Raw genomic sequence first — 20,822 nt, 5'->3', positions numbered from 1 at the left:
TCGTTGAAGTCGAGGCGGCCCGATGGCGTCTGCCGCAATCTCTGTTGTTCAGATCGCCGTACCTAGCAAAGGTGGAGCCGAGATCTTGATGGTAATAGTGAGGGATCGCAAACGAAGAGGAGTGAACTTCAGCATGGAGGCCCATCCGCGCAGGTTGAAGTCGGTGTTCCGCCCCGATGTACGTCTCGTAGTGCCACTGTTTCAGCGGCCGTACGTGTGGGACGAGGAGGAGCAATGGGCTCCGCTGTGGGAGGATGTCTTGGCGGCGTTCGATCGTCGTGATGACGTCGACACGCCGCCACACTTCCTCGGCGCTATCGTCCTCGAACAGAAGCGTGGGGCGCTGGGCAGCCTCGAAGTTCGCGAGGTCATCGACGGGCAACAGAGGCTGACGACGTTGCAGCTGCTGATCGCCGCGCTACGTGACACCTACATCGCCGAAGGAATCAAGACCCGGCTGTTCAATCATCTGCGGAAGACACTGGAAAATGACTCCGACCTCATCGACCGCCCTGAGGAGGAGTTCAAGCTTTATCCCACGAATCGGGATCGTACGCCGTACATCGACGTGATGCGAGGTGGATACAAGGATAAGACGTCGGACCCTCGATACTCGCAGATTCCGCGAGCCTATTTGTACTTCCGAGGACGACTAGCCTCGACGGTGCACAAGATCCTGTCCCGCTTCGGGTGCGTGCGCCTGGCGTTCACCGACCCGGCCACCGGCGCCCCGGTGCGCGCCACCAAGCGACGCCCGCAGCGCTATGAGCACGCCGCACCGGGCGATCTGGTGCACGTGGACATCAAGAAGCTCGGACGCATCCCCGACGGCGGCGGGCACAAGTTCCTCGGCCGCGCCAAAGGATGGTCCCGGGCCGTTCGGCGAAGGTCCTCACCGAGTGGCTCAACGCCCGCGACCAGGCATTTCGAGACCGAGTCAAGGTGGTCACGATGGACGGGTTCGCCGGCTACCACTCCGCCGCAGCCAAGGCCGTGCCCGCAGCACGCACGGTGATGGACCCGTTCCACGTCGTGCATCTTGCCGCCGACAAGCTCACCGTGTGCCGCCAACGCATCCAGCAGGCCACCACCGGGCACCGGGGCCGCACCGGCGATCCGCTGTACGGCATCCGCAGGACGCTCAACACCCGGGCAGGGCTGCTGACCGACAAACAGAAAGTGCGCTTGTTCAAGGCGTTCACCGCCAACGATGCGCACGCGGCGGTGGAGGTCACCTACGGCGTCTACCAGCGACTCATCGCCGCCTACGAGGCCTCGGGCAAGCGGGAGGGCAAGATCGCGATGTACAAGCTCCTGCGCTCGATCCGGACCGGGGTGCCCACCGAGCTGCCCGAGCTCGCCCAGCTCGGCCGGTCGCTATGGAAGCGGCACCGCGAGATCCTCGCCTACTTCGACGTGGGTGCCTCCAACGGCCCCGTCGAGGCCATCAACGGCAGGCTCGAACACCTCCGCGGAATCGCCCTGGGCTTCCGCAACCTCAAGCACTACATCTTGCGGTCACTGATCCACTCCGGACAGCTTCAGGATCGGATCAATGCACTCTGAATCCGGAAGGGCCCTTTCTATTGACAGTCGATGCGGAGGCGCGTAGCTTTCAGGCACACGCAGAAGAGATTTCTACTGGCCAGAACTACCACGTCGGTAGGGGTCGAACTGCGATGAATTGTTCAATCGTTATCGTGCACAGAAAGGCGTTATCCGTGCCAAGCTCTTCAATCACCCAGAAGTTCCATTTCGTCGATGTGAAAGGGGTTCAGACGCGTTATTTCGACGACGGCCAGGACAAGGATCCGATCCTCCTCATCCATGGGGGGCATTTCGGGTTCTTCATACCGGCCGGAATCGAATCCTGGGGCAACGTTCTAGAGGATTTCGGCGAGTACGGCCGTGTCCTCGCGGTCGACAAACTCGGTCAGGGCGAGACTGGTCTCCCGCTGAATGACGAAGACTGGACTGTCGACGCGGTCGCCGAACACGTTGCGAACTTTGCAACTCAGTTGGGGCTCAAGAACCTGACCCTGGTGGGTCACTCGCGCGGCGGCATGACGGCGGTCCTTCTCGCGTTGAAGTACCCTGAGATGGTAAAGAAGCTGGTCATCATCAGCAGTGCGACTGCGGCACCGGCGCCGCCCGTCGGAACCGACATGGACTTCTACGAGCGAGTCGAAAGGACTGCCCCCGGAGGTTCGGCCGAGTTGATCCGTCACTATCATGCTGCCCAGGCGGTTAATGAGGGAGATCTGCCCGAGGACTACATCGGGATCGCCACAAAGTGGCTCGAGAGCGAAAAGCAGCGCGACGCTGTCGCCGGATATGCACGCAATGCGGAGGAGCACTGGTTGCCTAGCCTCAGCGAGGGCAGGCGCTGGGTTCAGGAACGGCTTGCCGACGCAGGAATCCCGGTGCCGACGCTGGTTGTGTGGGGAGTCAATGATCGATCGGCGCCGGTGTCGATGGGTAAGGGGCTCTTCGATCTGATCGCTGCCAACACCCTGGATAGCTCGCTCTATCTCATCAACAACGCTGGTCATCACGTGTTCAGTGACCAGCGCGAAAAGTTCAACGCCGCGGTTGGTGCGTTCATCTCGCTTTAGCAGAACCCTTCGTCGGTCTTTCGTGCTCGAAAGACCAGATGTCTGATACAAACAACTTCGAAGAGGAAGCTGGATCCGGGCTGATGATCGCGATCTCGTGCGCACTGCTCGCGATTTCTCCCGCGGTCGTGTTTTTTGTCGCGTCCCAGTTGGTCCAGGGAATAGCCCGGGCGTTCTTCTGGACCAGCAGCCAGACCCACGCCGTTCGTACATCCGCCGCACCGGTCAGTGGCCTCCGGGACGTCAATCTGGCGGCGGGGATCGGTGCGCTTCTCGGCCCCACGGTGGCCGGATACCTCTGGGAGGCCTCGGTGCAACTGCCACTCATGATGGGGATCGTCGCAGGTTCCGTCGCCGTCGTCCCCGCGGCCTTGTTGATCAGGTTTCCCCCGTTCGCGGCCAGGCCTTCTTCACCCACTGGCAGGGATGTCCGTCTGTGGCGACGACCCGGTGTCAACGCTGCCTGCTGGATGAACACGGGCGCAGGGGTTTGGAAAAGCCTTCTAAACTCCTACGTCCCTTTGGCCCTGTCCCTGGCAGGCCAACCGGCTGCAGTCATCGGTATCCTGCTCTCCATCGCCAACGCCACCGTTCTCGTCGGTAGTACCGCCAGCGGGTGGGTCCGGCGCCGGGGCGTCAGGGCGTCTCTGGTCATCGGGATGATAGCTACAGGGCTGGGACTGGCCGCAGTGGGACCGTTCGCCGGTCTGACCGCCCCGGTGGCCATTGCCCTGGCCATCTCCGGCATCGGTGCCGGGGTCCTGCAGACCGTCGGTCCGGCCATCGCAGCGGAGAAGGTGCACCCAGAAGAACGCGGAGACGCCCTCGCATTGACGGGCACTTTCCGCGCCACGGCGCTCTTCCTCTCACCGCTGGGCATGGCCGGGCTGGTCACCCTCGTTCCGGTGACCGCGGCCCTGCTGGCCGCGGGCCTGCTCATCATCACCCCAGCTGCAACCACCTGGAGATCCAACAAAGATGTCGACTGACCGACACAGACCCCGAGGCTCGCGCTATTTGCCTCCGGTGACAAGAAAGCAAGACGTTTCGACGAGAGGCTGTCCATGACGACGAAAACCCATCCGAGCGATGACCCCGCAACGGTCCCGAGGCTCCGACTGCGGCACGGGCATAGCATTCCGCATCTGGGCCTGGGCACCTGGCCACTGGTGGGGGAAGAGTGCGAGACGGCCGTCCGCTACGCCATTCAAAGCGGCTACCGGCTCGTCGACACCGCGTTCCAGTACCGCAATGAAGACGCGGTGGGACGCGGTGTCCGCACTGCCGGCGTTGCGCGTGAAGAGCTGTTCGTCTCCAGCAAGTTCAACAAGGAGTCCCACAGCGTCGACGGTGTGCAGAGGGCCTACGACCGCAGTCTCCAAGCCTTGGGCCTGGACTACCTGGACATGTTCATGTGCCACTGGCCCGTGCCGGCCTTGGACCAGTACACCGAGGCATGGAGAGGCCTCGTCAAGCTCTTGGACGAAGGCCGTGTCAAAGCGATCGGTGTCTCCAATTTCAAGCCGGACCATTTGGAGAAGGTCATTGCCGCGACCGGCGTGGTTCCTGACGTGAACCAGATCCAGCTCAGCCCCGATCTCGCACGGCTACCCCCGCGGGCAGTGCACCAGGACCTGGGCATCATTACCGAGGCCTGGAGCCCTATTGGTCGCGAATCGGGACTGCGTGACCACCCCATCGTGGTGCAGATCGCGCAACGGACAGCAAAGAGTCCGGCGCAGGTTCTGCTCCGCTGGCACGTCCAGCAAGGAATCGTCCCGATCCCGCAGGCCGCCAAACCCGCATGGCTGGTCGAGAACATCTCGGTGTTCGATTTCTCCCTGACTGCCGAGGAAATGGCCGCCCTGGCGAGGCTGGACCGCGGAGAGAACGCCGCCCGCGACTCCGACTCCCCCGAAAACGGCCACTGACCCTTGCCGCACCCACCCGTACCTGGCACGAAGAGTGGGAGGGGTTGACGTAGATCACAAAATGCGGAAACCTCTTCACGACAGAGTGGACCTCTGCTCTACAGACTGACTGATCGATGATCGAGAAGGAGCTCTCCCATGGCAGACCATCACGGCGTCCTCGAGGACGTACGGCGGGGCATGATCCCTGCACATATCTACAACGACAAAGAGCTCTTCGAACTCGAGAAGGAACGTCTCTTCAGCCGCAGCTGGCTGTTCGTCGCCCACGAGTCGGAGGTCCCCGAGGCTGGTGACTACGTGGTCCGCAGGGTCCTCGAGGACTCGTTCATTATCTCTCGGGACGAACAGGGCCAGGTCCGGGCCCTGTTCAACATGTGCCTCCACCGGGGCATGCAGGTGTGCCGGGCGGAGATGGGCAATGCCTCCCACTTCCGTTGCCCGTACCACGGTTGGTCTTACCGCAATGACGGGCGCCTCGTTGGCCTGCCGTTTCACAAGGAGGCATACGGCGGGGAGGAAGGCTTCAAGAAGAAGGGCCAGACCTTGTTGCCTGCTCCCTCGCTGGCCACGTACAACGGTCTGATCTTCATCAGCATGGACCCGGATGCCGAGCCCCTGGAGGAGTTCCTGGGGGACTTCAAGTTCTACCTGGACTACTACACGAAGCAGAGCGCGGACGGCATCGAGCTGCGTGGCCCTCAGCGTTGGCGGGTCAAGGCGAACTGGAAGATCGGGGCCGAGAACTTCGCCGGGGACATGTACCACACGCCCCAGACCCACACCTCGGTGGTGGAGATCGGCCTCTTCCGCGAGCCCAAGGCGGAGAAGCGCAAGGACGGCACCACGTACTGGGCTGGCAACGGTGGCGGCACCACTTACAAGCTGCCCGAAGGTGGCCTGGAGGAGCGCCTGCGCTACGTGGGCTACCCGGACGAGATGATCGCCCGGATGAAGGAGCAGTGGACCCAGGAGCAGCTCGACGTGGTCGGCAAGGACGGGTTCATGATCTCGGCGGCCTCACTGTTCCCGAACATGAGCTTCGTCCATAACTGGCCGCGGGTCGAAGAGGGCTCCGACGAGGTGCTCCCCTTCATCTCTATCCGCGTGTGGCAGCCGATCAGCGAGAACGAGACGGAAGTCCTCTCGTGGTTCGCCGTCGACAAGAACGCGCCGGAGGAGTACAAAGCGCTTTCCTACAAGGCGTATCTCATGTGCTTCGGCAGTGGCGGCATGTTCGAGCAGGACGACGTCGAGAACTGGGTGTCCCTCACCAATACTGCCGCCGGCTCCATGGCACGGCGTCTGCTGCTCAACAGCCGGATGGGCATGCTCGAGAACGGCGAGAACGTCGTCGAGGCCCTGTCCCCCGAGGAATACTCGGGACCCGGCGCCACCCGTGTCGGCTACAGCGAGTACAACCAGCGGGAGTTGTTGCGCCGGTGGGCCGATCACCTCGAACGTCCGGTAGAAGCCGCAGCGCAGGTGCACGTGGGCTCGGACCCGGTGCAAGCGCCACCGGCCGCCGGATCGGGGCCCGCCCGCCCGGCCTGCGGCAGCGCAGAGACCGCGCCCGCAGCAACCCTTCACGAGGAGGTCTGATCATGAGTGTTGGAACGGCACACGAGAACGAGAACTTGACGCTGTCCGAACAATCGGCGCTGGGAGCCCACGCCCCGCGTACTCAGCGGACGGGGCAGACCCTGCCTTTCAACGATGAACTTCACCTGGAGGCGCATCGTTGGCTGGTCGATGAGGCGTACCTGTTGGACGCCCAGGACTACGACGAGTGGCTCTCCCGGATCGCCGATGACGTGCACTATCTCATGCCCGTCCGCGTCACCACTGCCCTGGGCGCCGGATACTCCACCTCACCGGGGATGGCGCACTGGGACGAGAACAAGTACTCGCTCAGTCGCCGCGTGGCACGCTTCGCCACCGAGCACGCGTGGACCGAAGACCCCCCATCACGGCTGCGCCACTACATCACCAACGTGCGCACCTTCCGCACCCCCGACCCGCAAGAGATCATCGTGGACTCGGCGGTTCTTCTCTTCCGCAGCCGTGGTGACGTCGGGGAGTCCTCCACTGTCTCGGCAGGACGCGAGGATCTCCTCCGCCGTACCTCATCCGGGTCCGGGTGGGAGCTGGCCCGTCGCACCATCATGGTCGACGAGTCGGTCATCCGCATGCAGAACCTGGCGATCTTCCTGTGAAACTGGAATGGGAAGGCGAGGAGGAAGACCGCCTCGCGGCGATCCAGGCCACCGAGGAACGCCGCCGGCTCGAAGAGCACGTCACCGGCAAGCCGATCGTGATCGCTAACGAGTTCTCGGAGGTCCAGGTCACCCGCATCGAGACCCGCAACGGTTCGCGGCTGATGATTCAATCTCCTCGTTCGGGCCAGTGGGTAACGCTCTGTCCGCTGGAACTGGAGTCCCTGACCTGGCAGGCCCCGGCCACGTTCTCGGCCATGATCGGACACCCTTTCGGGCCGCTCGTGGCCGAAGACGAATAAACACCCCAACCGCCAGAGCACCACCGTCTCAAGCTAAGGAGTTCGACCATGCCCGTTGTAAAAGCCGATCTGCAGGCCTGTCAGGGATACGCGAACTGCGTCGTCGGAGCCTCTGACTACTTCGACCTGGACGACGACGGGATCGTCGTGCTGCTCCAGACCGAAGTCCCCGAAGCCGACCGCGCCCGCGTCACCGAAGCCGCGCGCAGCTGCCCGGTCTCCGCACTGGTGGTAGAGGACGCATGAGCCCGGGCACCGTCGTCGTCGTCGGGTCCTCCATTGCCGGGGTGCGCACCGCGCAGTCCCTCCGGCTGGAAGGCTATAAGGGGGAGATCATCCTCGTGGGAGAAGAGACCGAACTTCCCTACGATAAGCCGCCATTGTCGAAATCCGTTCTTGCGGGATCCGCCGACGAGGACTCTATCCGGCTGCTGACACAGGAGCAGGCCGATGCCGAGGACATCCAACTCTTGCTGGGGCACCGCGCTGTCGATCTGGACGTCGCCGAGAACCTGCTGAAGCTTGAAGGGCATGACCCCCTTCGCTACGACAACCTCGTCATTGCCACCGGAGCATCACCCCGGCCCTCTCCCTGGGGCCAGTCTCCAGGGATTCACGTGCTGCGCACCCTTGAGGACGCCCGCGAACTACGTGGGGACCTTCTCCGGGGTGGGGCGCTGGCCGTTATCGGGGCAGGGTTCATCGGCGCCGAAGCGGCAGCCACCGCCCGCGGCCTGGGATTGGAGGTCACCGTCATCGACCCGGTGCCCGTGCCCATGAGCCGCCTCTTTAACCCTGAGATCGGCCAGTGGTTCGCAGACCTTCACCAGGACAACGGGGTCGACACCATGTTCGGCACCGGAGTGGAAGCTATCGAAGGCGAGGAGGGCAACTTCTCCCTCCACCTGACCAACGGTGAGAGCGTTCAGGCGGCCACCGTGCTGATCGGTATTGGCGTCATCCCCAATGACTCCTGGCTTAGCGCATCCGGCCTGCTGGTGGACAACGGGGTCGTGCTCAACGAGTACTGTCAAGCCCTCGACGCTGCGAACGTGTACGCCGTCGGCGACGTAGCCCGCTGGCGCCACCAGAAGCACGGCGAGGACGTCAGGACCGAGCACTGGACTAACGCGGTGGAACAGGCCGCCTGCGTGGCCTACAACATCATCCATCCGGAACAGCCGCGCGCCTACACGCCCATTGAATACGTGTGGAGCGACCAGCACGACTGGAAGATCCAGGTCGTGGGACGCGTCGGAGGCAATGTCGACCACGTCCTCATCGGACACCCGCAGGTCCACGGCAAGTTCGCCGCCCTCTACACCATCGACGGCACCACCGTCCGGGGCGCAGCCATCGTGAACTGGCCCAAAGCCCTCATTGCCTGCCGTCTGGGCATGGCCAGGGGCATCACGGTGCAGGATCTGCGCGCCAAGCTCGAACCCCAGTTGGAGCCACCGCCGAGGAGGGCGTCATGACACCCGGAAACTTGCTGCCCCAGACCGAGAGCGTCAGCCGGGAACGTATCGCCCTCGCCTGCCGGGTCTTGGCCCATCGGGGCCTTGCAGATGGAATCTTGGGTCACATCAGCCTGAAAATTACCGACAGCACATTGCTGGTGCGCTGTCGCGGCCCGTACGAACGCGGACTGGCGTATACGCAAGCCGAAGACATCCGCATGGTGGACCTCGACGGCAATCCCGCCGCCGACGGCGAGCTCGCGGGCGGATACACGGTCCCCAACGAACTGCCGCTGCACACCGAGCTCTTCCGGCGCCGCCCAGACATCCGGGCTGTCGTTCACGCCCATCCCCCGCGAGTGGTTGCCGCCGACCTGGCAGGGCTTGCAGTACGCCCCATCGTAGGGGCGTACGACATTCCCGGAGCCCGCCTCGCCGCCAACGGGGTGCCCGTCTATCCCCGCGGAGTACTCATCCGCGACCGTCGGCTCGCCACCGAAATGGCCGATGCTATGGGAACAAGGCCCGTTGTTGTGCTGCGGGGCCACGGCCTCACCAGCGCGGCCGAAACCGTCGAGCAAGCAGTTCTCCAGGCCATCAGCGTGGACGGCCTGTCCGGGTTGGCACTGCAAGTGACTTCGGCTGGTGGGCACCTCGTCGATCTGCCCGACGCCGATATGGCCGAACTGCCCGACCTCGGAGGAGCATTCAACACAGAGACTGCTTGGAGACATGAACTCGCACGACTTGGTGAGCCTCGTTGATGGCCTGCGCCCTAGCCGGACAGAGACTGAACCCCCGGTCAGTAACATGAAGCTCATGTCCGCATCACGGGCGGAGGACGACTCCAGATACGGCCCTCCTCCGCAGTACCCCATCGAATCCGTCGACAACGCACTCCGATTGTTGCTGCTCTTCGAGACTCGGCCGAGCATCCGGCTCACCGATGCCAGCAAGTACCTCGGAGTGGCGTCATCTACGGCCCATCGCCTCATGGGGATGCTCCTCTACCGAGGTTTCGTACGGCAGAACCCTCAGACCAAAGCGTACGAACCCGGACAAGCACTCAGCTCCATCGCCTTCGCCATACGGCGCCACGTCGACATCGGAACGCTAATTCGTCCAGCAATGGAAAGGGTATTCGAGGCAACCGGAGAGACGGTGCACTTTGCCGAGCTCAAAGGCTCGAACGCACACTTTCTGGAGGCCATCGAAAGCCAACGTGCCGTCCGCGTTGCCTCACGTCAAGGTGCGATGCTTCCTGCCAACTGCACTGCAACGGGCAAAGCAATGCTGAGCCTACTCACCACGGAACAACTGCATGCCCTGTACCCGTATGAGGAGCTCCCGGGTCTCACCAAGGGATCTATCATTTCCCGTTCCGATCTGGAGCGTGCCCTCGAAACGATTCGGCAAACCGGGTACTCAACGAGCCAGGAAGAAAGCGAAGACGGCGTCATGTCAGTCGCTGTTCCCATCACCAGCCCGAGCGGAGGATACTACGGGATCAATGTATCCGTGCCCGCTCACCGCATGACTGAACAACTCCGCACAGAACTCGGAGCTATGCTCCAGACAGTCGCCAAAGAAATCCAGAACTTGCTCGTTTAAGGATCTCGACGGCCGGTGACGGTGGTGCTGTGGACAGGACCACCTCAGGCCAGCGGCGATTCCAGAGAGTCGATTCTCCGCAGTCGGAGCCCGAAGAAGAAGGAAATGACCACGGCGACGGTTGCCATAGTGACGAGCATCGCCCAGGTCAGTGTCGAGTTACCGAGGCTAACCCGGGTGATTCATGGGAATCTGCGGATCGCTGGGCGAAAATAGACCGAAGTGCTTCCTGAACAGGGGAAACTGGGACTTGTCTAAGGTTCCATGTTCTCCAGCAGAAAGCACTCGGTAGGTGAAGCGTACTTCGTGGTCGGCCGGTCTGTCCGTTACTGCAGATGGTGTCGGGGTGGTCTCGCATGCCGGGGCTATCGTGCCTCGACTTCTGGCTGATCAGGTCGGTCTGACCGCCGAGCTGTCAGGGGCCATGGCTCGCCGCCGGTTCATCCCGATCCACGATCGCGGCCGGGTGTTGATCGATACCGCGGTGATGCTCGCCGATGGCGGCGAGTCCATCTCCGACATCGGCGTCCTGCGCCACCAGTCCGGCGCCCTGGGCCCAGTGGCGTCGGCGCCGACGGTGTGGCGCACGCTCGATGAGGTCACTGCCGGCAAGCGCAAGAAGATCCAGGTGGCGCGGGCTCGCACGCGGCGGCACGTGTGGTCCCACCTGCCCGGCGGAGTGCCCGCATCGGCGTGTGCGGGGCGGGATCTGGGATCGACGGTCGTGCTCGATGTGGACGCCACCATTGTGGTCACTCACAGCGAGAAGGAGCTTGCTGCGCCGACGTATAAGCGCACGTTCGGGTACCACCCGATCGGCGTGTGGTGCGACAACACAGAAGAGTTCCTCGCCGCGAGCTTGCGCCCAGGCAACGCCGGGTCCAACACCGCCGCCGACCACATCGACGTCCTGGGCCAGGCAATCGCGCAGATCCCCGCCAGTCATCGGCGTGATCTGCTGATCCGCTCCGACGGTGCCGGCGCCTCCCACGACCTGATCGACTGGATCACCGAGCAGAACCGCGTCCGTGGTCGACAGGTGGAGTACTCGGTCGGCTTCTCCATCACTGCCCCGATTCGCCGGGCCATCGCGACCTGCCCCGAAGCCGCGTGGGGACCAGCGCTCAACCCCAACGGGGACATTCGTGACGGGGCCGACATCGCGGAGCTGACCGGATTCCTCTCCCAACGGATGCTCGCCAAGTGGCCAGACGGGATGCGGGTGATCGTGCGCCGCGAGCGGCCCCATCCGGGTGCTCAGTTGTCGATGTTCGAGGAGATCGATGGATGGCGCTACCAGGCTTTTGTCACCAACACCACCGCCACGGGTCAGCTGCAATTCCTCGAGGCCAGGCATCGGGCTCACGCCCGGGTCGAGGACCGGATACGCCACGCCAAGGACACCGGGCTCGGGCGGCTACCTTCGCGGGGGTTCGCGCTCAACCAGGCCTGGCTCGTCGCGGTGATGATCGCAGCGGACCTCGTTGCCTGGACGCGGATGCTCGCTTGCACCGGCGAGGCCGCAGTCCTGGCGTTGTGCGAGCCCAAGGCACTGCGCTACCGCTTCCTTCACGTGGCAGCCCGGCTGGTCCGCAGCGGCCGACGGCGAAAAGTGAAGATCCCGGAAACATGGCCCTGGGCCGTCGCGATCGTCGCTGTGTTCAACACGATCGCCGCGATCCCCAAACCAGCCTGACCTCACATGCCCGCCCACGACATCACCACCCGGGGACCCGCCCACCGGCAGCGCCAGCCGGCACACACGCACGCCCACCCACGAAATCGATCCCGCCGTCACCCGACAGCAGCAGTCACACCGGCCCGTGAATCAGCGGGGCTAAGGGCCACCCCGGTGAGCACGGGGCCGATGGTATTGCCGATGTACGTGCCGGTCTGGACAATGCCGGTGGCCGCTGCGGTGGCCCCAGGCGCCATGTGCGAGATGAGGAAGTGCACCAGACCTGGCCACCCCCACCCCAGGCCCACCGCTAGCAGGACACCTACCACGTAGCTCCAGGTGGTGGGGATCGCCATGAGTGAAAGCCCGACGGCGCAGACGATGAGTGCTGTCTGGATCAGAGAAAGTGCTGACACGCCGCCTCGATCGACGACTCCGCCAATGACGATACGGGTCGCGGCTCCTAAGGCGCTGCCGACGGCCAGAATCACACCAGCCGGGCCGACTGCAATCCCCCGCTCCAGCGCGCCGATCACGGCAAAGGCCACGGCGGACGTAACGGCACCGCCCGCGAACATCGTCATCGCGGCCATCAGCACCAACGCCGAACGCATCTGGGTATCCCATTGCCCCGCCGGCCGGGTCGTACCCATAACGACCGGCATGGTCCGGGTCCGGGCCACGGGGACCAGTACGAGCATGCCCAGTACAGCCATCAGCAGGAAGGCCATGGACCATCCCAGAGTCAACGCAACCAACGGGATCGAAACGCCGGCGACCAACCCCGTCACAGGGACCGCGGCCTGTTTCACCCCGAAGGCCAGCCCGCACGAGGCGGCTGGGATGTGCGTGACGAGCAAGTGGTTGGAGGAAGGGTGCCCGAGACTGAATCGTCCCGGGTTTGATGGAGGCAGGTTTGACCGGAAGGGACACTTGTTTCATGCCTCGCCCATCGAAGTACTCGAAGGAGTTGCGGGACCGTGCCACGCGGATGGCCATCGATGCCCGTAGCGATCCTGCGACCGCGCCGGGTGCGTTGGCGCGGATCGCCAAGCAACTCGATATCCACCCCGAGACTCTGCGGAACTGGGTCCGCCGCGTCGAGAAGGGCCAAGCCGAAACCCCTGGCGTGGAGACGGTCTCCGATATCGAGAGGATCCGTCAGCTCGAGCGTGAGAACGCGGAGTTGCGGCGGGCGAACGAGATGGCGGATTCAAGCGGTCAGTGCAACGAGTCCTGTGAGATGAGGCAGTCACTGATCACAGGAGGATCCGGATGCAGGGCAAGCACGGTCATCTCAGTCGGGAGCAGAAGCGGCTGGCACTCAGGCTGCATGCGAGGGGTTGGCGGCTGGTCGACATCGCCAAGGAGATCGGCTGCAGCGCGCCGATGGTCGGGATCATGGCCCGCACCGGCAGGCACGCCGACGCCAAGCCGTTCGGCTGGGAGCCACGCCAGGGCTGCCTGACGATTGACGAGCGCGAGCAGATCCTGGTGGGGATCAATCGTGGCGACACCTTCACCGCGATCGCCGAGCACCTGGGGCGCGCGGTGTCGACCATCAGCCGCGAGGTGAAGCGCGGCGGTGGTCGCTGCGGCTACTCGGCATGGCATGCGCACGAACGCGCTCGCGATCAAGCTCGTCGGCCGAAGTCTTTCAAGCTCGCGTCAGGCCGGTTGCTCGAGGAGGTCTCCAGCCGGCTGGAGCAGTTGTGGTCCCCCGAGGAGATCGCGGCGCGCCTACGGTTGGATCACGCCGATGATCCGGAGATGCGCGTGAGCCACGAGACGATCTACCAGTCCCTGTTTGTCCAGGGCCGAGGCGAGTTGCGCCGCGAGTTGGCGCGGTGTCTACGGTCCGGAAGAGCGGCCCGAAAGCCCCGCGGCACCACTGACGGCCGCGGCCGGATCCCCGGCATGGTGATGCTCAGCGAACGCCCCGCAGAAGCCGACGACCGCGCCGTGCCCGGACACTGGGAAGGCGACCTCATCCTTGGCGAGGGCAGCCGCAGCGCGGTCGGGACGCTCGTCGAGCGATCGACGCGGATGACGCTGCTGTTGCACCTCCCAGATGGCAAGACAGCCGAGCAGGTCGAGGCAGCGATGCGCGCCGCGATCAGCAAACTACCGTCCTCGTTGGCCAGAACGATCACCTGGGACCAGGGCGCGGAGATGTCGCAGCACGCGGCGTTCACCACTGCCACGGGTATCCCGATCTACTTCTGCGATCCCCACTCGCCCTGGCAGCGCGGGAGCAACGAGAACACCAACGGCCTGTTGCGTCAGTACCTGCCCAAGGGCACCGACCTGAGCGCCGTCACCCGCGAGGAGTTGGACGCGATCCAGGACAGCCTCAACAGCCGACCGCGCAAGACTCTGGGCTATCTGACACCATCAGAGAAGCTCGCAGAGCTTCTTGCGCCCACCGCTTGAATCCGCCGATCTTGAAGACCGCGTCGGCTTTCTTCGCGGCCGAGCTCGACCGGCCACGCCGCTGATCGTCGATTTCATCGACCAGTACCGCCGTCGATGGCCCGTCGAGGCGATCTGCACCGCCCTCACCGAGGCCGGATGCGCGATCGCGCCATCGACCTACTACGCCGCCCGAGGCCGCGGTCCATCGGCCCGCGCCCTGCGCGACGAGGAACTCAAAGAACAGATCATGGACGTCTACGAAGACTCCGGCGGTATCTATGGGCGCCGCAAGATCCGCGCCGCACTCGCCCGCAAAGGGATAACGGTCGCGAAGTGCACGGTCGAACGATTGTGCGGTGACCTGGGAATCCGTGGGGTGGTGCGCGGGAAGTTCCCGCGCACCACGAAACCAGCGGCCGAGACCGAACACCCCGGTGATCTCGTTGACCGCGCATTCGCCGCGACAGCGCCGAATCAGCTGTGGGTTGCCGACATCACCTACGTCCGCACCGATGCCGGCTGGGTCTACGTGGCATTCGTCTTGGACGTGTTCTCGCGGATGATCGTCGGCTGGCAGACCTCGACCCGCATGTTCGCCGACCTGGCGATCGACGCCCTCGCGATGGGCTTGTGGCTGCGGCGTCGGACCGGCCAGGACATCACTGGCCTGATTCATCATTCCGACCGCGGAGTCCAGTATCGAGCGGTGCGCTACACCCAGGCCCTCGACGAGGCCGGCGCCGTCGCCTCAGTCGGCTCGCGCGGGGACTCCTACGACAACGCGATGGCCGAAGCCCTGAACTCGCTGTACAAGCACGAGCTGATTTACCGGAAGGGCCCGTGGCGATCGACGAACGCCGTCGAGATCGCGACTGCCGAATGGGTCCATTGGTACAACACCGCCCGACTGCACGGCGAACTCGATCACCGGCCACCGACAGAGATCGAGGACCTCTACTGGCAGCAGCACGCTGCTGCCGAGACTGAACCTGCACTACAGAACAAATGATCGGTCTCTAACAAACCCGGGACTTGACAGACCGTTCCCGAGTCCCCCCAGGGATGCCCATACAATTAGCCACGGCCACGCAGAGATCCAGGACGCGCTGCCGGTCAGGCTCACGACCGCCAGAAGCAAGGCGGCGATGCCCATGCCTTTCTCGCTGAGCACACGACCAATCACACCGGTGCACGCGGAGGTGAGGGCGGCCGCAGCCCAGTAGACCCCTACCGCCAGGCCGATCCCGTAGGCCGGGACGCGGATTGTTGCGGTGATCTCCGTGGCCAGCGCCCCAAGGAGAAACACCGGCATGTTTGTTAAGACAGTCACCAGTACGGCCACAGCCAAAGCGGCGAATCCACGGCCCGGATGTCTCACGCGCTGTGACCTGCCACCGGGGCATCCGATGCCGCATCCATCTCCGGCACGCTGCGCTTACGCACCCGTGGGCAGGGCGGTAAAAAGTTCATGGCTGGCATTCCTGCCCTTCCAGGTCAAGGCTGTGGTGCGAGCAATACCGCTTCTGAAGTGCCCCGGGTTTGATGGGCACATTGGTGTGCCCCGGGTTTGATGGGCACATTGGTGTGCCCCGGATTCCGTGGGGTTCGATTTTTTGGATTCTCATGCCTCAAGTACGACTTCGCCGGACATCGGTCTAGATGGATCAGCGTCGGCCCCTGTCTCCCTCTAGCCCGCGTCAGATCTCCTTCCCATCACCCGCCTGACGCCAGTTCCCGGCCGATACCGAACGCCGCGGCCTGGAGGACTCCGACGAGGCGGGTCCTGTCCCTCGTCAAGCGGGGAACCACAAGACCCAGGGATGCGACGACCGCGGTGTCTCGAAGCACGGGGACGGCCACCGAGCACGCCCCGAGGGACATCTCCTCGACCGTTGTCGCATACCCATGGCGCCGCACCCGAGCCAGCTGCTGGCGCAGGAGCCCGGGCTGGGTCACCGTGAACGGCGTCATCCGGGTCAACGAGCCGAGCGTCTCGGCGAGCACGTCGTCGGGCGCGTGCGCGAGCAGCACCTTCCCAACCGCCGTGCAGTGCAGCGGCAGTCGGGAGCCGACGGTGCTGACGATCGGGACGGACGCCGTGCCGGACAGCCGGTCGAGGTACAACACCTCGGCGCCCTCGCGCACCGCGAGGTGCACGGTGGCCAGCGTCGCGCCGTACACGTCGTGGAGGAACGGCTCAGCGATCTGGCGCAGGCCGGTCTGGGTCGGCGCCAGTAGTGCGAGCTCCCAGATCCGGCGACCCACCACGTACTCGCCGGTCGGCCGCCGCACCAAGCCGCCCCAGGTGGCCAGTTCGGCCACCAATCGGTGAGTGGTCGGCAGCGGTAGACCCGCCCGACGCGCAATCTGGCTCAGCGTCATCGCCCGGTGCTCATCGTCAAAGGCGCCGAGAACGGTCAGCAGGCGCGAGGCGACACTGGCTCCCGGGTCGGAGGTGTTGCCGGCCATCGTCGCCCCCCTTTCACTCAGTGAACGATATAGCTCGAAGCGTACGCCCCGGCCACCTACCGTCGGGCTGGTGAGCACTCCTGACCTATCGACCCAAGCCGAGATCAGCGCCGAGATCGCCGACCTGTCCGCCGGCACCGACCCGTCCGCTATCCGGCCCCGCCTCGACTACTCCCCGTACCGCAGCAGCCTCCTGCGGCATCCGACCAAGGATCTGCACCAGGTCGATCCGGAAGGCGTCGAGTTGTGGTCTCCGTGCTTCAGCCACCGGGACGTCGATCCACTCGAGGCCGATCTGACGATTCAGCGCTCGGGCGAGCCGATCGGCGAGCGCATCACGATCTCCGGCCGGGTCGTGGACGGCGACGGACGCCCGGTCGCGGGCCAGCTGGTCGAGATCTGGCAGGCCAACGCCGGAGGACGCTACATCCACCAGCGTGATCAGCACCCTGCGCCGCTCGACCCGAACTTCACCGGCGCCGGGCGGTGCCTGACCGGTGCGGACGGTAGCTACTCATTCCAGACGATCAAACCGGGTCCGTACCCGTGGCGGAACCACCGCAATGCGTGGCGTCCCGCCCACGTGCACTTCTCCCTGTTTGGCACCGAGTTCACCCAGCGCATCGTCACGCAGATGTACTTCCCGGGCGATCCCCTGTTCGCGCTGGACCCGATCTACCAGTCGATCACCGACCAGGGCTCCCGTGACCGCCTCGTCGCCCGCTACGACCATGACCTGACGCGACCCGAGTGGTCGACCGGCTACCGGTGGGACATCGTGCTCACCGGCGCCCACCGCACCTGGACCGAGAACAACGACGACAAGGACCACGCATGAGCCCCCGCCTGCACCCCACGCCCGGCCAGACGGTGGGCCCGTTCTTCCACTACGCACTCCCCTATGACGGCGACTCCGAACTGGTGCCTGCGAGCAGCCCGGGTGCGATCCGGTTCCACGGCCGCGTGCTCGACGGTTCTGGTGCGCCGGTCCCCGACGCGCTGGTCGAGCTCTGGCAGGCGGACGCGTCCGGCGCGATCGTCCAGCAGCCGGGCTCGTTGCGCCGCGACGGTTGGACGTTCACGGGCTGGGGCCGGTCGTCGACCGACAACGCCGGCCACTACTCGTTCTCGACGATCGCGCCGGGTGGGGTCGACGGGGGCGCACCGTTCTTCGCGCTCACGGTGTTCGCGCGTGGCCTGCTCGATCGGCTCTTCACACGCGCATATCTGCCGGGACACGAGGCCGCCCTCGCTGCGGACCCCCTTCTCAGCAGCCTCGAGCCGGACCGTCGCGCGACGCTGGTCGCGGAGGCCGATGCGCAGGGACATGCGTTCGACATCCGTCTGCAGGGCCAGGGCGAGACCGTCTTCCTGACGTTCCCGGGCCACGGGGCGGCACACTGAACGCCATGACCGACCTGTTCTGGCCCGGCGACGAGCGCGCCGGCGACCTGATGAGTGCTGAGGCGTTGCTCGCCGCCATGGTCAGGGTGGAGTCCGCGTGGCTGGACGCTCTCGTGGCCTCCGGGCTCGCGCCGTCCGCCGCCGCCACCGACCTCGCCCCGCTCGTCACCGCCGACGATCTGCCGCACATCGCGGCGGCAGCCGAGGGCAGCGGCAACCCCGTCGTCCCGCTCGTCGGGCTGCTCCGCTCGCGAGCGCCGCAGCCCGCCGCCACCTGGCTTCACCGCGGGCTCACCAGCCAGGATGTCCTCGACACCGCCCTCATGCTCGCGCTGCGCGATGCGCTCGAACGGCTGATCGGCGAGCTGCGCGCCCAGGTGACCGCTCTCGCCCGTCTCGCCGCGCAGCACGCCGACACGCCGATGGTCGGCCGCACCCTGACCCAGCACGCCGTCCCCACGACATTCGGTGCGGTCGCCGCGGGCTGGCTCGACGGCCTGGTCGACGCCGCCGATCTGGTCCTCGACGCCCGCTCCCTCCTGCCGGTGCAGCTCGGCGGGGCGGTCGGGACGTTCTCGGCGGCCACCGAGCTGGCGGGCCTGCGGGGGCACGACGATCCCCAGGGGACGAGCGCTGACCTGGTCGCCGACACCGCCGTGGCCCTCGGGCTGCGCGAGCTGCGCCCGTGGCACACCTCGCGGGCGACGGTCACCCGGACGTCCGACGCGTTGGTGACGTGCACGGACGCGTGGGGACACATCTCGACCGATGTCGCGACCCTGGCACGGACGGAGATCGGCGAGCTGGCCGAGCCGACGGCTGAGGGTCGCGGCGGCTCGTCGACGATGCCGCACAAGAACAACCCGGTCCTATCCGTGTTGGTGCGTCGCGCGGCCCTGGGAGCCCCCGGTCTTGCCGCCACGCTGCACGTCGCGTCGGCCGCCTCCGGCGACCAACGTCCGGACGGGGCGTGGCACGTCGAGTGGTCGACCCTGCACCTGCTCGGCCGACGCGCCGTCGTGGCCGCATCCCAGACCACCGAGCTGCTGACGGGTCTGCACGTGGACGCCGAGCGAATGCGCACGACGCTCGACACGTCGGCCGAGAGCGTGCTGGCGGAACGCCGCTCGATCGCCGGGCTGCTGGACGCCACCGCCAGCGCCGATCCGACCACGTACCTCGGATTCTCCGAGGACCTCATCGCGGGCGCCGTCGAGCGGGCCCGGACCTTCTTGGAGGAGAACGAGTGAACATCCCTCGCATCACGGCCGTCCGGCTCGGCGGATCGCCGGCCCTCCCCCTTCTCGTGCTGGGGCCCTCGCTGGGCACGTCCGCTCAGTCACTGTGGGCGCGCTGCGCCGCCGGACTCACCGATCGATTCGAGGTTCTCGCCTGGGACCTGCCCGGGCACGGGTCCAACGCCGGCTCCGCCGAGCCGTTCACGATGGCCGAGCTGGCCGCCGGTGTCCTCGGGATGGTCGACGACGTGGTGGCCCAGCGCGACACGTTCGCCAGCACTTTCACCTACGCGGGCGACTCGGTGGGAGGCGCCGTCGGGCTGCAGCTGCTGCTGGACGCACCCGCGCGCATCGACTCCGCTGTCCTGCTGTCGACGGGCGCACGGATCGGCGAGCCGGATGCCTGGCGGACACGGGCCACGTCCGTGCGCGCGTCGGGCACCCCGTCGATGATCGAAGGGTCGGCCCAGCGCTGGTTCGCACCCGGATTCCTGGAGCGGGAGCCGGAGATCGGCGCAGCCCTGCTGCACGACCTGCGGGACGCCGACGACGAGGGCTATGCGCTGGTGTGCGAGGCGCTGGCGGGCTTCGACGTCCGTGACCGCCTCGGCGAGATCGAACCGCGAGTGCTGGCGGTGTCGGGTCTGCTCGACGTCCCCACTCCGCCGGCCGATCTCGCGGCTATCGCCTCTGGAGTCCGGAACGGGCGGCTCGTCGTCCTCGACGGCGTCGCGCACCTGCCCCCGGCCGAGCAACCGTCCGAGGTCGCCCAACTCATCCGCGATCACGCGAACGCGGGGCAGGCGGTTGCCGCTCCCACGACCGTCGCCGGGGTGCGCGACGCCGGCATGGCGGTGCGCCGGGCGGTCCTGGGCGACGCCCATGTCGACCGCGCGACCGCGGCGATCACCGATCTGACCGCCGACTTCCAGGATTTCATCACCCAGTACGCCTGGGGGTCGGTGTGGACGCGTCCGGGTCTTGACCGGCGCAGCCGCTCACTCATCACGCTGACCGCCCTGGTGGCCCGCGGCCATCACGAGGAGCTGGCCATGCACGTGCGGGCCGCGCGTACCAATGGGCTGACCAACGACGAGATCAAAGAGTTGCTGCTCCAGACGGCGATCTACTGCGGCGTGCCCGATGCCAACGCGGCCTACCGCATCGCCCAGCGCGTGCTCGACGAGCTGGACCACCCCGCTTACTAGGAGACTGCTGCACAATCCTCGTGGCAGGAGCCCGGTGTGGTGGCTGGCGTGAAATCCTGTGGCTATGCAGGGTTGTGATTGTGACTTTCGCCGGTAAGTGGCGGTGGCGGTGGTCTACGGACGTTTCGCGGCGGTCTCACTGGCGAGTGGTGGTCACCCGGGCGCGCACTAGGTCGCGCCGAACGAGACGGTGGAGCTCATTCCAACCGGGACTCACTGACGCGTGCTCGAACCCTCGTCGTCCATGCCGTAGCGGGGATCTCCGAACGCGGCAT

General features: G+C 65.7%; 20 protein-coding genes and 3 pseudogenes. 21 read left to right on the top strand and 2 right to left on the bottom strand.

From position 1 onward, the window contains the following. Positions 1-22: 22 nt before the first annotated feature. From P5P27_RS04690 to P5P27_RS04625, 14 genes and pseudogenes are all read left to right on the top strand, one after another. Positions 23-541 (top strand): annotated as a pseudogene (locus tag P5P27_RS04690) (DUF262 domain-containing protein); the annotation flags it as partial. A gap of 117 nt (positions 542-658) precedes the next feature. Continuing rightward, positions 659-865: pseudogene (locus tag P5P27_RS04685) on the top strand (IS481 family transposase); the annotation flags it as partial. After that, positions 865-1,566 (top strand): annotated as a pseudogene (locus tag P5P27_RS04680) (ISL3 family transposase); the annotation flags it as partial. The pseudogenes P5P27_RS04685 and P5P27_RS04680, both read left to right, overlap by 1 nt. Before the next feature lie 155 nt (positions 1,567-1,721). Further along, the gene (locus P5P27_RS04675) at positions 1,722-2,615 is read left to right on the top strand and encodes an alpha/beta fold hydrolase (RefSeq protein ID WP_006897061.1); all 894 of its coding nucleotides are present in this window, start codon (positions 1,722-1,724) and stop codon (positions 2,613-2,615) included. 38 nt (positions 2,616-2,653) lie between these two features. After that, complete coding sequence (locus P5P27_RS04670) at positions 2,654-3,604, top strand: MFS transporter (RefSeq protein WP_006897060.1); 951 nt, start codon at positions 2,654-2,656, stop codon at positions 3,602-3,604. 75 nt (positions 3,605-3,679) lie between these two features. Then, positions 3,680-4,546: an aldo/keto reductase gene (locus P5P27_RS04665; RefSeq protein WP_006897059.1), complete on the top strand. Its 867-nt coding sequence runs from the start codon at positions 3,680-3,682 to the stop codon at positions 4,544-4,546. Positions 4,547-4,684: 138 nt separating this feature from the next. Then, positions 4,685-6,148, top strand: a complete 1,464-nt coding sequence (locus P5P27_RS04660) for an aromatic-ring-hydroxylating dioxygenase subunit alpha (RefSeq protein WP_006897058.1) — start codon at positions 4,685-4,687, stop codon at positions 6,146-6,148. A 2-nt stretch (positions 6,149-6,150) separates the two neighbouring features. Next, entirely contained in the window at positions 6,151-6,762 is a 612-nt protein-coding gene (locus P5P27_RS04655; protein ID WP_006897057.1) for a 3-phenylpropionate/cinnamic acid dioxygenase subunit beta, read from the top strand. Continuing rightward, positions 6,759-7,064 (top strand): hypothetical protein, encoded by a 306-nt coding sequence (locus tag P5P27_RS04650; RefSeq protein ID WP_006897056.1) that lies wholly within the window; start codon positions 6,759-6,761, stop codon positions 7,062-7,064. Before P5P27_RS04655 ends, P5P27_RS04650 begins: the two co-directional genes overlap by 4 nt. A gap of 48 nt (positions 7,065-7,112) precedes the next feature. Then, positions 7,113-7,310 (top strand): ferredoxin, encoded by a 198-nt coding sequence (locus P5P27_RS04645; protein WP_006897055.1) that lies wholly within the window; start codon positions 7,113-7,115, stop codon positions 7,308-7,310. Continuing rightward, complete coding sequence (locus P5P27_RS04640; RefSeq protein WP_006897054.1) at positions 7,307-8,542, top strand: NAD(P)/FAD-dependent oxidoreductase; 1,236 nt, start codon at positions 7,307-7,309, stop codon at positions 8,540-8,542. The genes P5P27_RS04645 and P5P27_RS04640 overlap by 4 nt, the downstream gene beginning before the upstream one ends. After that, positions 8,539-9,288 carry a 3,4-dihydroxyphthalate decarboxylase gene (gene phtC, locus P5P27_RS04635; RefSeq protein WP_006897053.1) on the top strand — a complete coding sequence of 250 codons (750 nt, stop codon included), beginning with the start codon at positions 8,539-8,541 and terminating at the stop codon, positions 9,286-9,288. The genes P5P27_RS04640 and phtC overlap by 4 nt, the downstream gene beginning before the upstream one ends. 46 nt (positions 9,289-9,334) lie before the next feature. Next, positions 9,335-10,135 (top strand): IclR family transcriptional regulator, encoded by an 801-nt coding sequence (locus P5P27_RS04630; protein WP_006897052.1) that lies wholly within the window; start codon positions 9,335-9,337, stop codon positions 10,133-10,135. 292 nt (positions 10,136-10,427) lie between these two features. Beyond that, positions 10,428-11,831, top strand: coding sequence for an IS1380 family transposase (locus P5P27_RS04625; RefSeq protein WP_006897051.1), 1,404 nt, complete (start codon positions 10,428-10,430; stop codon positions 11,829-11,831). Positions 11,832-11,929: 98 nt separating this feature from the next. Here the strand turns inward: P5P27_RS04625 and P5P27_RS04620 are convergent, their stop codons facing one another. Next, a complete protein-coding gene (locus tag P5P27_RS04620; RefSeq protein WP_423201243.1) occupies positions 11,930-12,673 on the bottom strand; it encodes an MFS transporter in 744 nt (247 codons plus the stop codon). 44 nt (positions 12,674-12,717) lie between these two features. Between P5P27_RS04620 and P5P27_RS20750 the strand changes: the two genes are divergently transcribed. Genes P5P27_RS20750 through P5P27_RS04610 form a run of 3 tightly spaced genes read left to right on the top strand, consistent with a single transcriptional unit; the run spans position 12,718 to position 15,237 of the window. After that, a complete protein-coding gene (locus P5P27_RS20750; RefSeq protein WP_423201251.1) occupies positions 12,718-13,281 on the top strand; it encodes a transposase in 564 nt (187 codons plus the stop codon). Then, entirely contained in the window at positions 13,164-14,246 is a 1,083-nt protein-coding gene (locus tag P5P27_RS04615) for an IS30 family transposase (RefSeq protein ID WP_423201250.1), read from the top strand. Before P5P27_RS20750 ends, P5P27_RS04615 begins: the two co-directional genes overlap by 118 nt. Further along, the gene (locus P5P27_RS04610) at positions 14,230-15,237 is read left to right on the top strand and encodes an IS3 family transposase (protein WP_222111449.1); all 1,008 of its coding nucleotides are present in this window, start codon (positions 14,230-14,232) and stop codon (positions 15,235-15,237) included. Before P5P27_RS04615 ends, P5P27_RS04610 begins: the two co-directional genes overlap by 17 nt. Positions 15,238-15,941: 704 nt before the next feature. On the opposite strand, the gene P5P27_RS04605 is transcribed toward P5P27_RS04610, so the two are convergent. Further along, positions 15,942-16,697 carry an IclR family transcriptional regulator gene (locus tag P5P27_RS04605; RefSeq protein WP_006898357.1) on the bottom strand — a complete coding sequence of 252 codons (756 nt, stop codon included), beginning with the start codon at positions 16,695-16,697 and terminating at the stop codon, positions 15,942-15,944. A 70-nt stretch (positions 16,698-16,767) separates the two neighbouring features. On the opposite strand from P5P27_RS04605, the gene pcaH reads away from it, so the two are divergent. The 4 genes from pcaH to pcaDC are packed head-to-tail and all read left to right on the top strand — an operon-like array spanning position 16,768 to position 20,547. Next, entirely contained in the window at positions 16,768-17,535 is a 768-nt protein-coding gene (pcaH, locus tag P5P27_RS04600) for a protocatechuate 3,4-dioxygenase subunit beta (RefSeq protein WP_006898356.1), read from the top strand. After that, positions 17,532-18,101, top strand: coding sequence for a protocatechuate 3,4-dioxygenase subunit alpha (gene pcaG / locus P5P27_RS04595; RefSeq protein ID WP_006898355.1), 570 nt, complete (start codon positions 17,532-17,534; stop codon positions 18,099-18,101). Before pcaH ends, pcaG begins: the two co-directional genes overlap by 4 nt. 5 nt (positions 18,102-18,106) lie before the next feature. Next, positions 18,107-19,351: a lyase family protein gene (locus P5P27_RS04590; RefSeq protein WP_039868240.1), complete on the top strand. Its 1,245-nt coding sequence runs from the start codon at positions 18,107-18,109 to the stop codon at positions 19,349-19,351. Beyond that, positions 19,348-20,547 carry a bifunctional 3-oxoadipate enol-lactonase/4-carboxymuconolactone decarboxylase PcaDC gene (pcaDC, locus tag P5P27_RS04585; protein WP_006898353.1) on the top strand — a complete coding sequence of 400 codons (1,200 nt, stop codon included), beginning with the start codon at positions 19,348-19,350 and terminating at the stop codon, positions 20,545-20,547. The genes P5P27_RS04590 and pcaDC overlap by 4 nt, the downstream gene beginning before the upstream one ends. The last annotated feature ends 275 nt before the right edge of the window (positions 20,548-20,822 follow it).

Origin of the sequence: Gordonia sihwensis (assembly GCF_029632925.1) — a bacterium.
GTDB lineage: Bacteria > Actinomycetota > Actinomycetes > Mycobacteriales > Mycobacteriaceae > Gordonia > Gordonia sihwensis.
The sequence above is the reverse complement of the archived record's forward strand: the minus strand, read 5'-3'. Positions and strand labels throughout refer to the sequence as shown.

Excerpts from the sequence above, each read along its gene's own strand:
- P5P27_RS04640 (WP_006897054.1), top strand. The coding sequence starts at position 7,307 with ATGAGCCCGGGCACCGTCGTCGTCGTCGGGTCCTCCATTGCCGGGGTG.
- P5P27_RS04665 (WP_006897059.1), top strand. The coding sequence starts at position 3,680 with ATGACGACGAAAACCCATCCGAGCGATGACCCCGCAACGGTCCCGAGG.
- P5P27_RS04645 (WP_006897055.1), top strand. The coding sequence starts at position 7,113 with ATGCCCGTTGTAAAAGCCGATCTGCAGGCCTGTCAGGGATACGCGAAC.
- P5P27_RS04605 (WP_006898357.1), bottom strand. The coding sequence starts at position 16,697 with ATGGCCGGCAACACCTCCGACCCGGGAGCCAGTGTCGCCTCGCGCCTG.
- P5P27_RS20750 (WP_423201251.1), top strand. The coding sequence starts at position 12,718 with ATGGAGGCAGGTTTGACCGGAAGGGACACTTGTTTCATGCCTCGCCCA.
- phtC (WP_006897053.1), top strand. The coding sequence starts at position 8,539 with ATGACACCCGGAAACTTGCTGCCCCAGACCGAGAGCGTCAGCCGGGAA.
- pcaG (WP_006898355.1), top strand. The coding sequence starts at position 17,532 with ATGAGCCCCCGCCTGCACCCCACGCCCGGCCAGACGGTGGGCCCGTTC.
- P5P27_RS04590 (WP_039868240.1), top strand. The coding sequence starts at position 18,107 with ATGACCGACCTGTTCTGGCCCGGCGACGAGCGCGCCGGCGACCTGATG.
- P5P27_RS04655 (WP_006897057.1), top strand. The coding sequence starts at position 6,151 with ATGAGTGTTGGAACGGCACACGAGAACGAGAACTTGACGCTGTCCGAA.
- P5P27_RS04660 (WP_006897058.1), top strand. The coding sequence starts at position 4,685 with ATGGCAGACCATCACGGCGTCCTCGAGGACGTACGGCGGGGCATGATC.
- P5P27_RS04630 (WP_006897052.1), top strand. The coding sequence starts at position 9,335 with ATGAAGCTCATGTCCGCATCACGGGCGGAGGACGACTCCAGATACGGC.
- P5P27_RS04670 (WP_006897060.1), top strand. The coding sequence starts at position 2,654 with ATGTCTGATACAAACAACTTCGAAGAGGAAGCTGGATCCGGGCTGATG.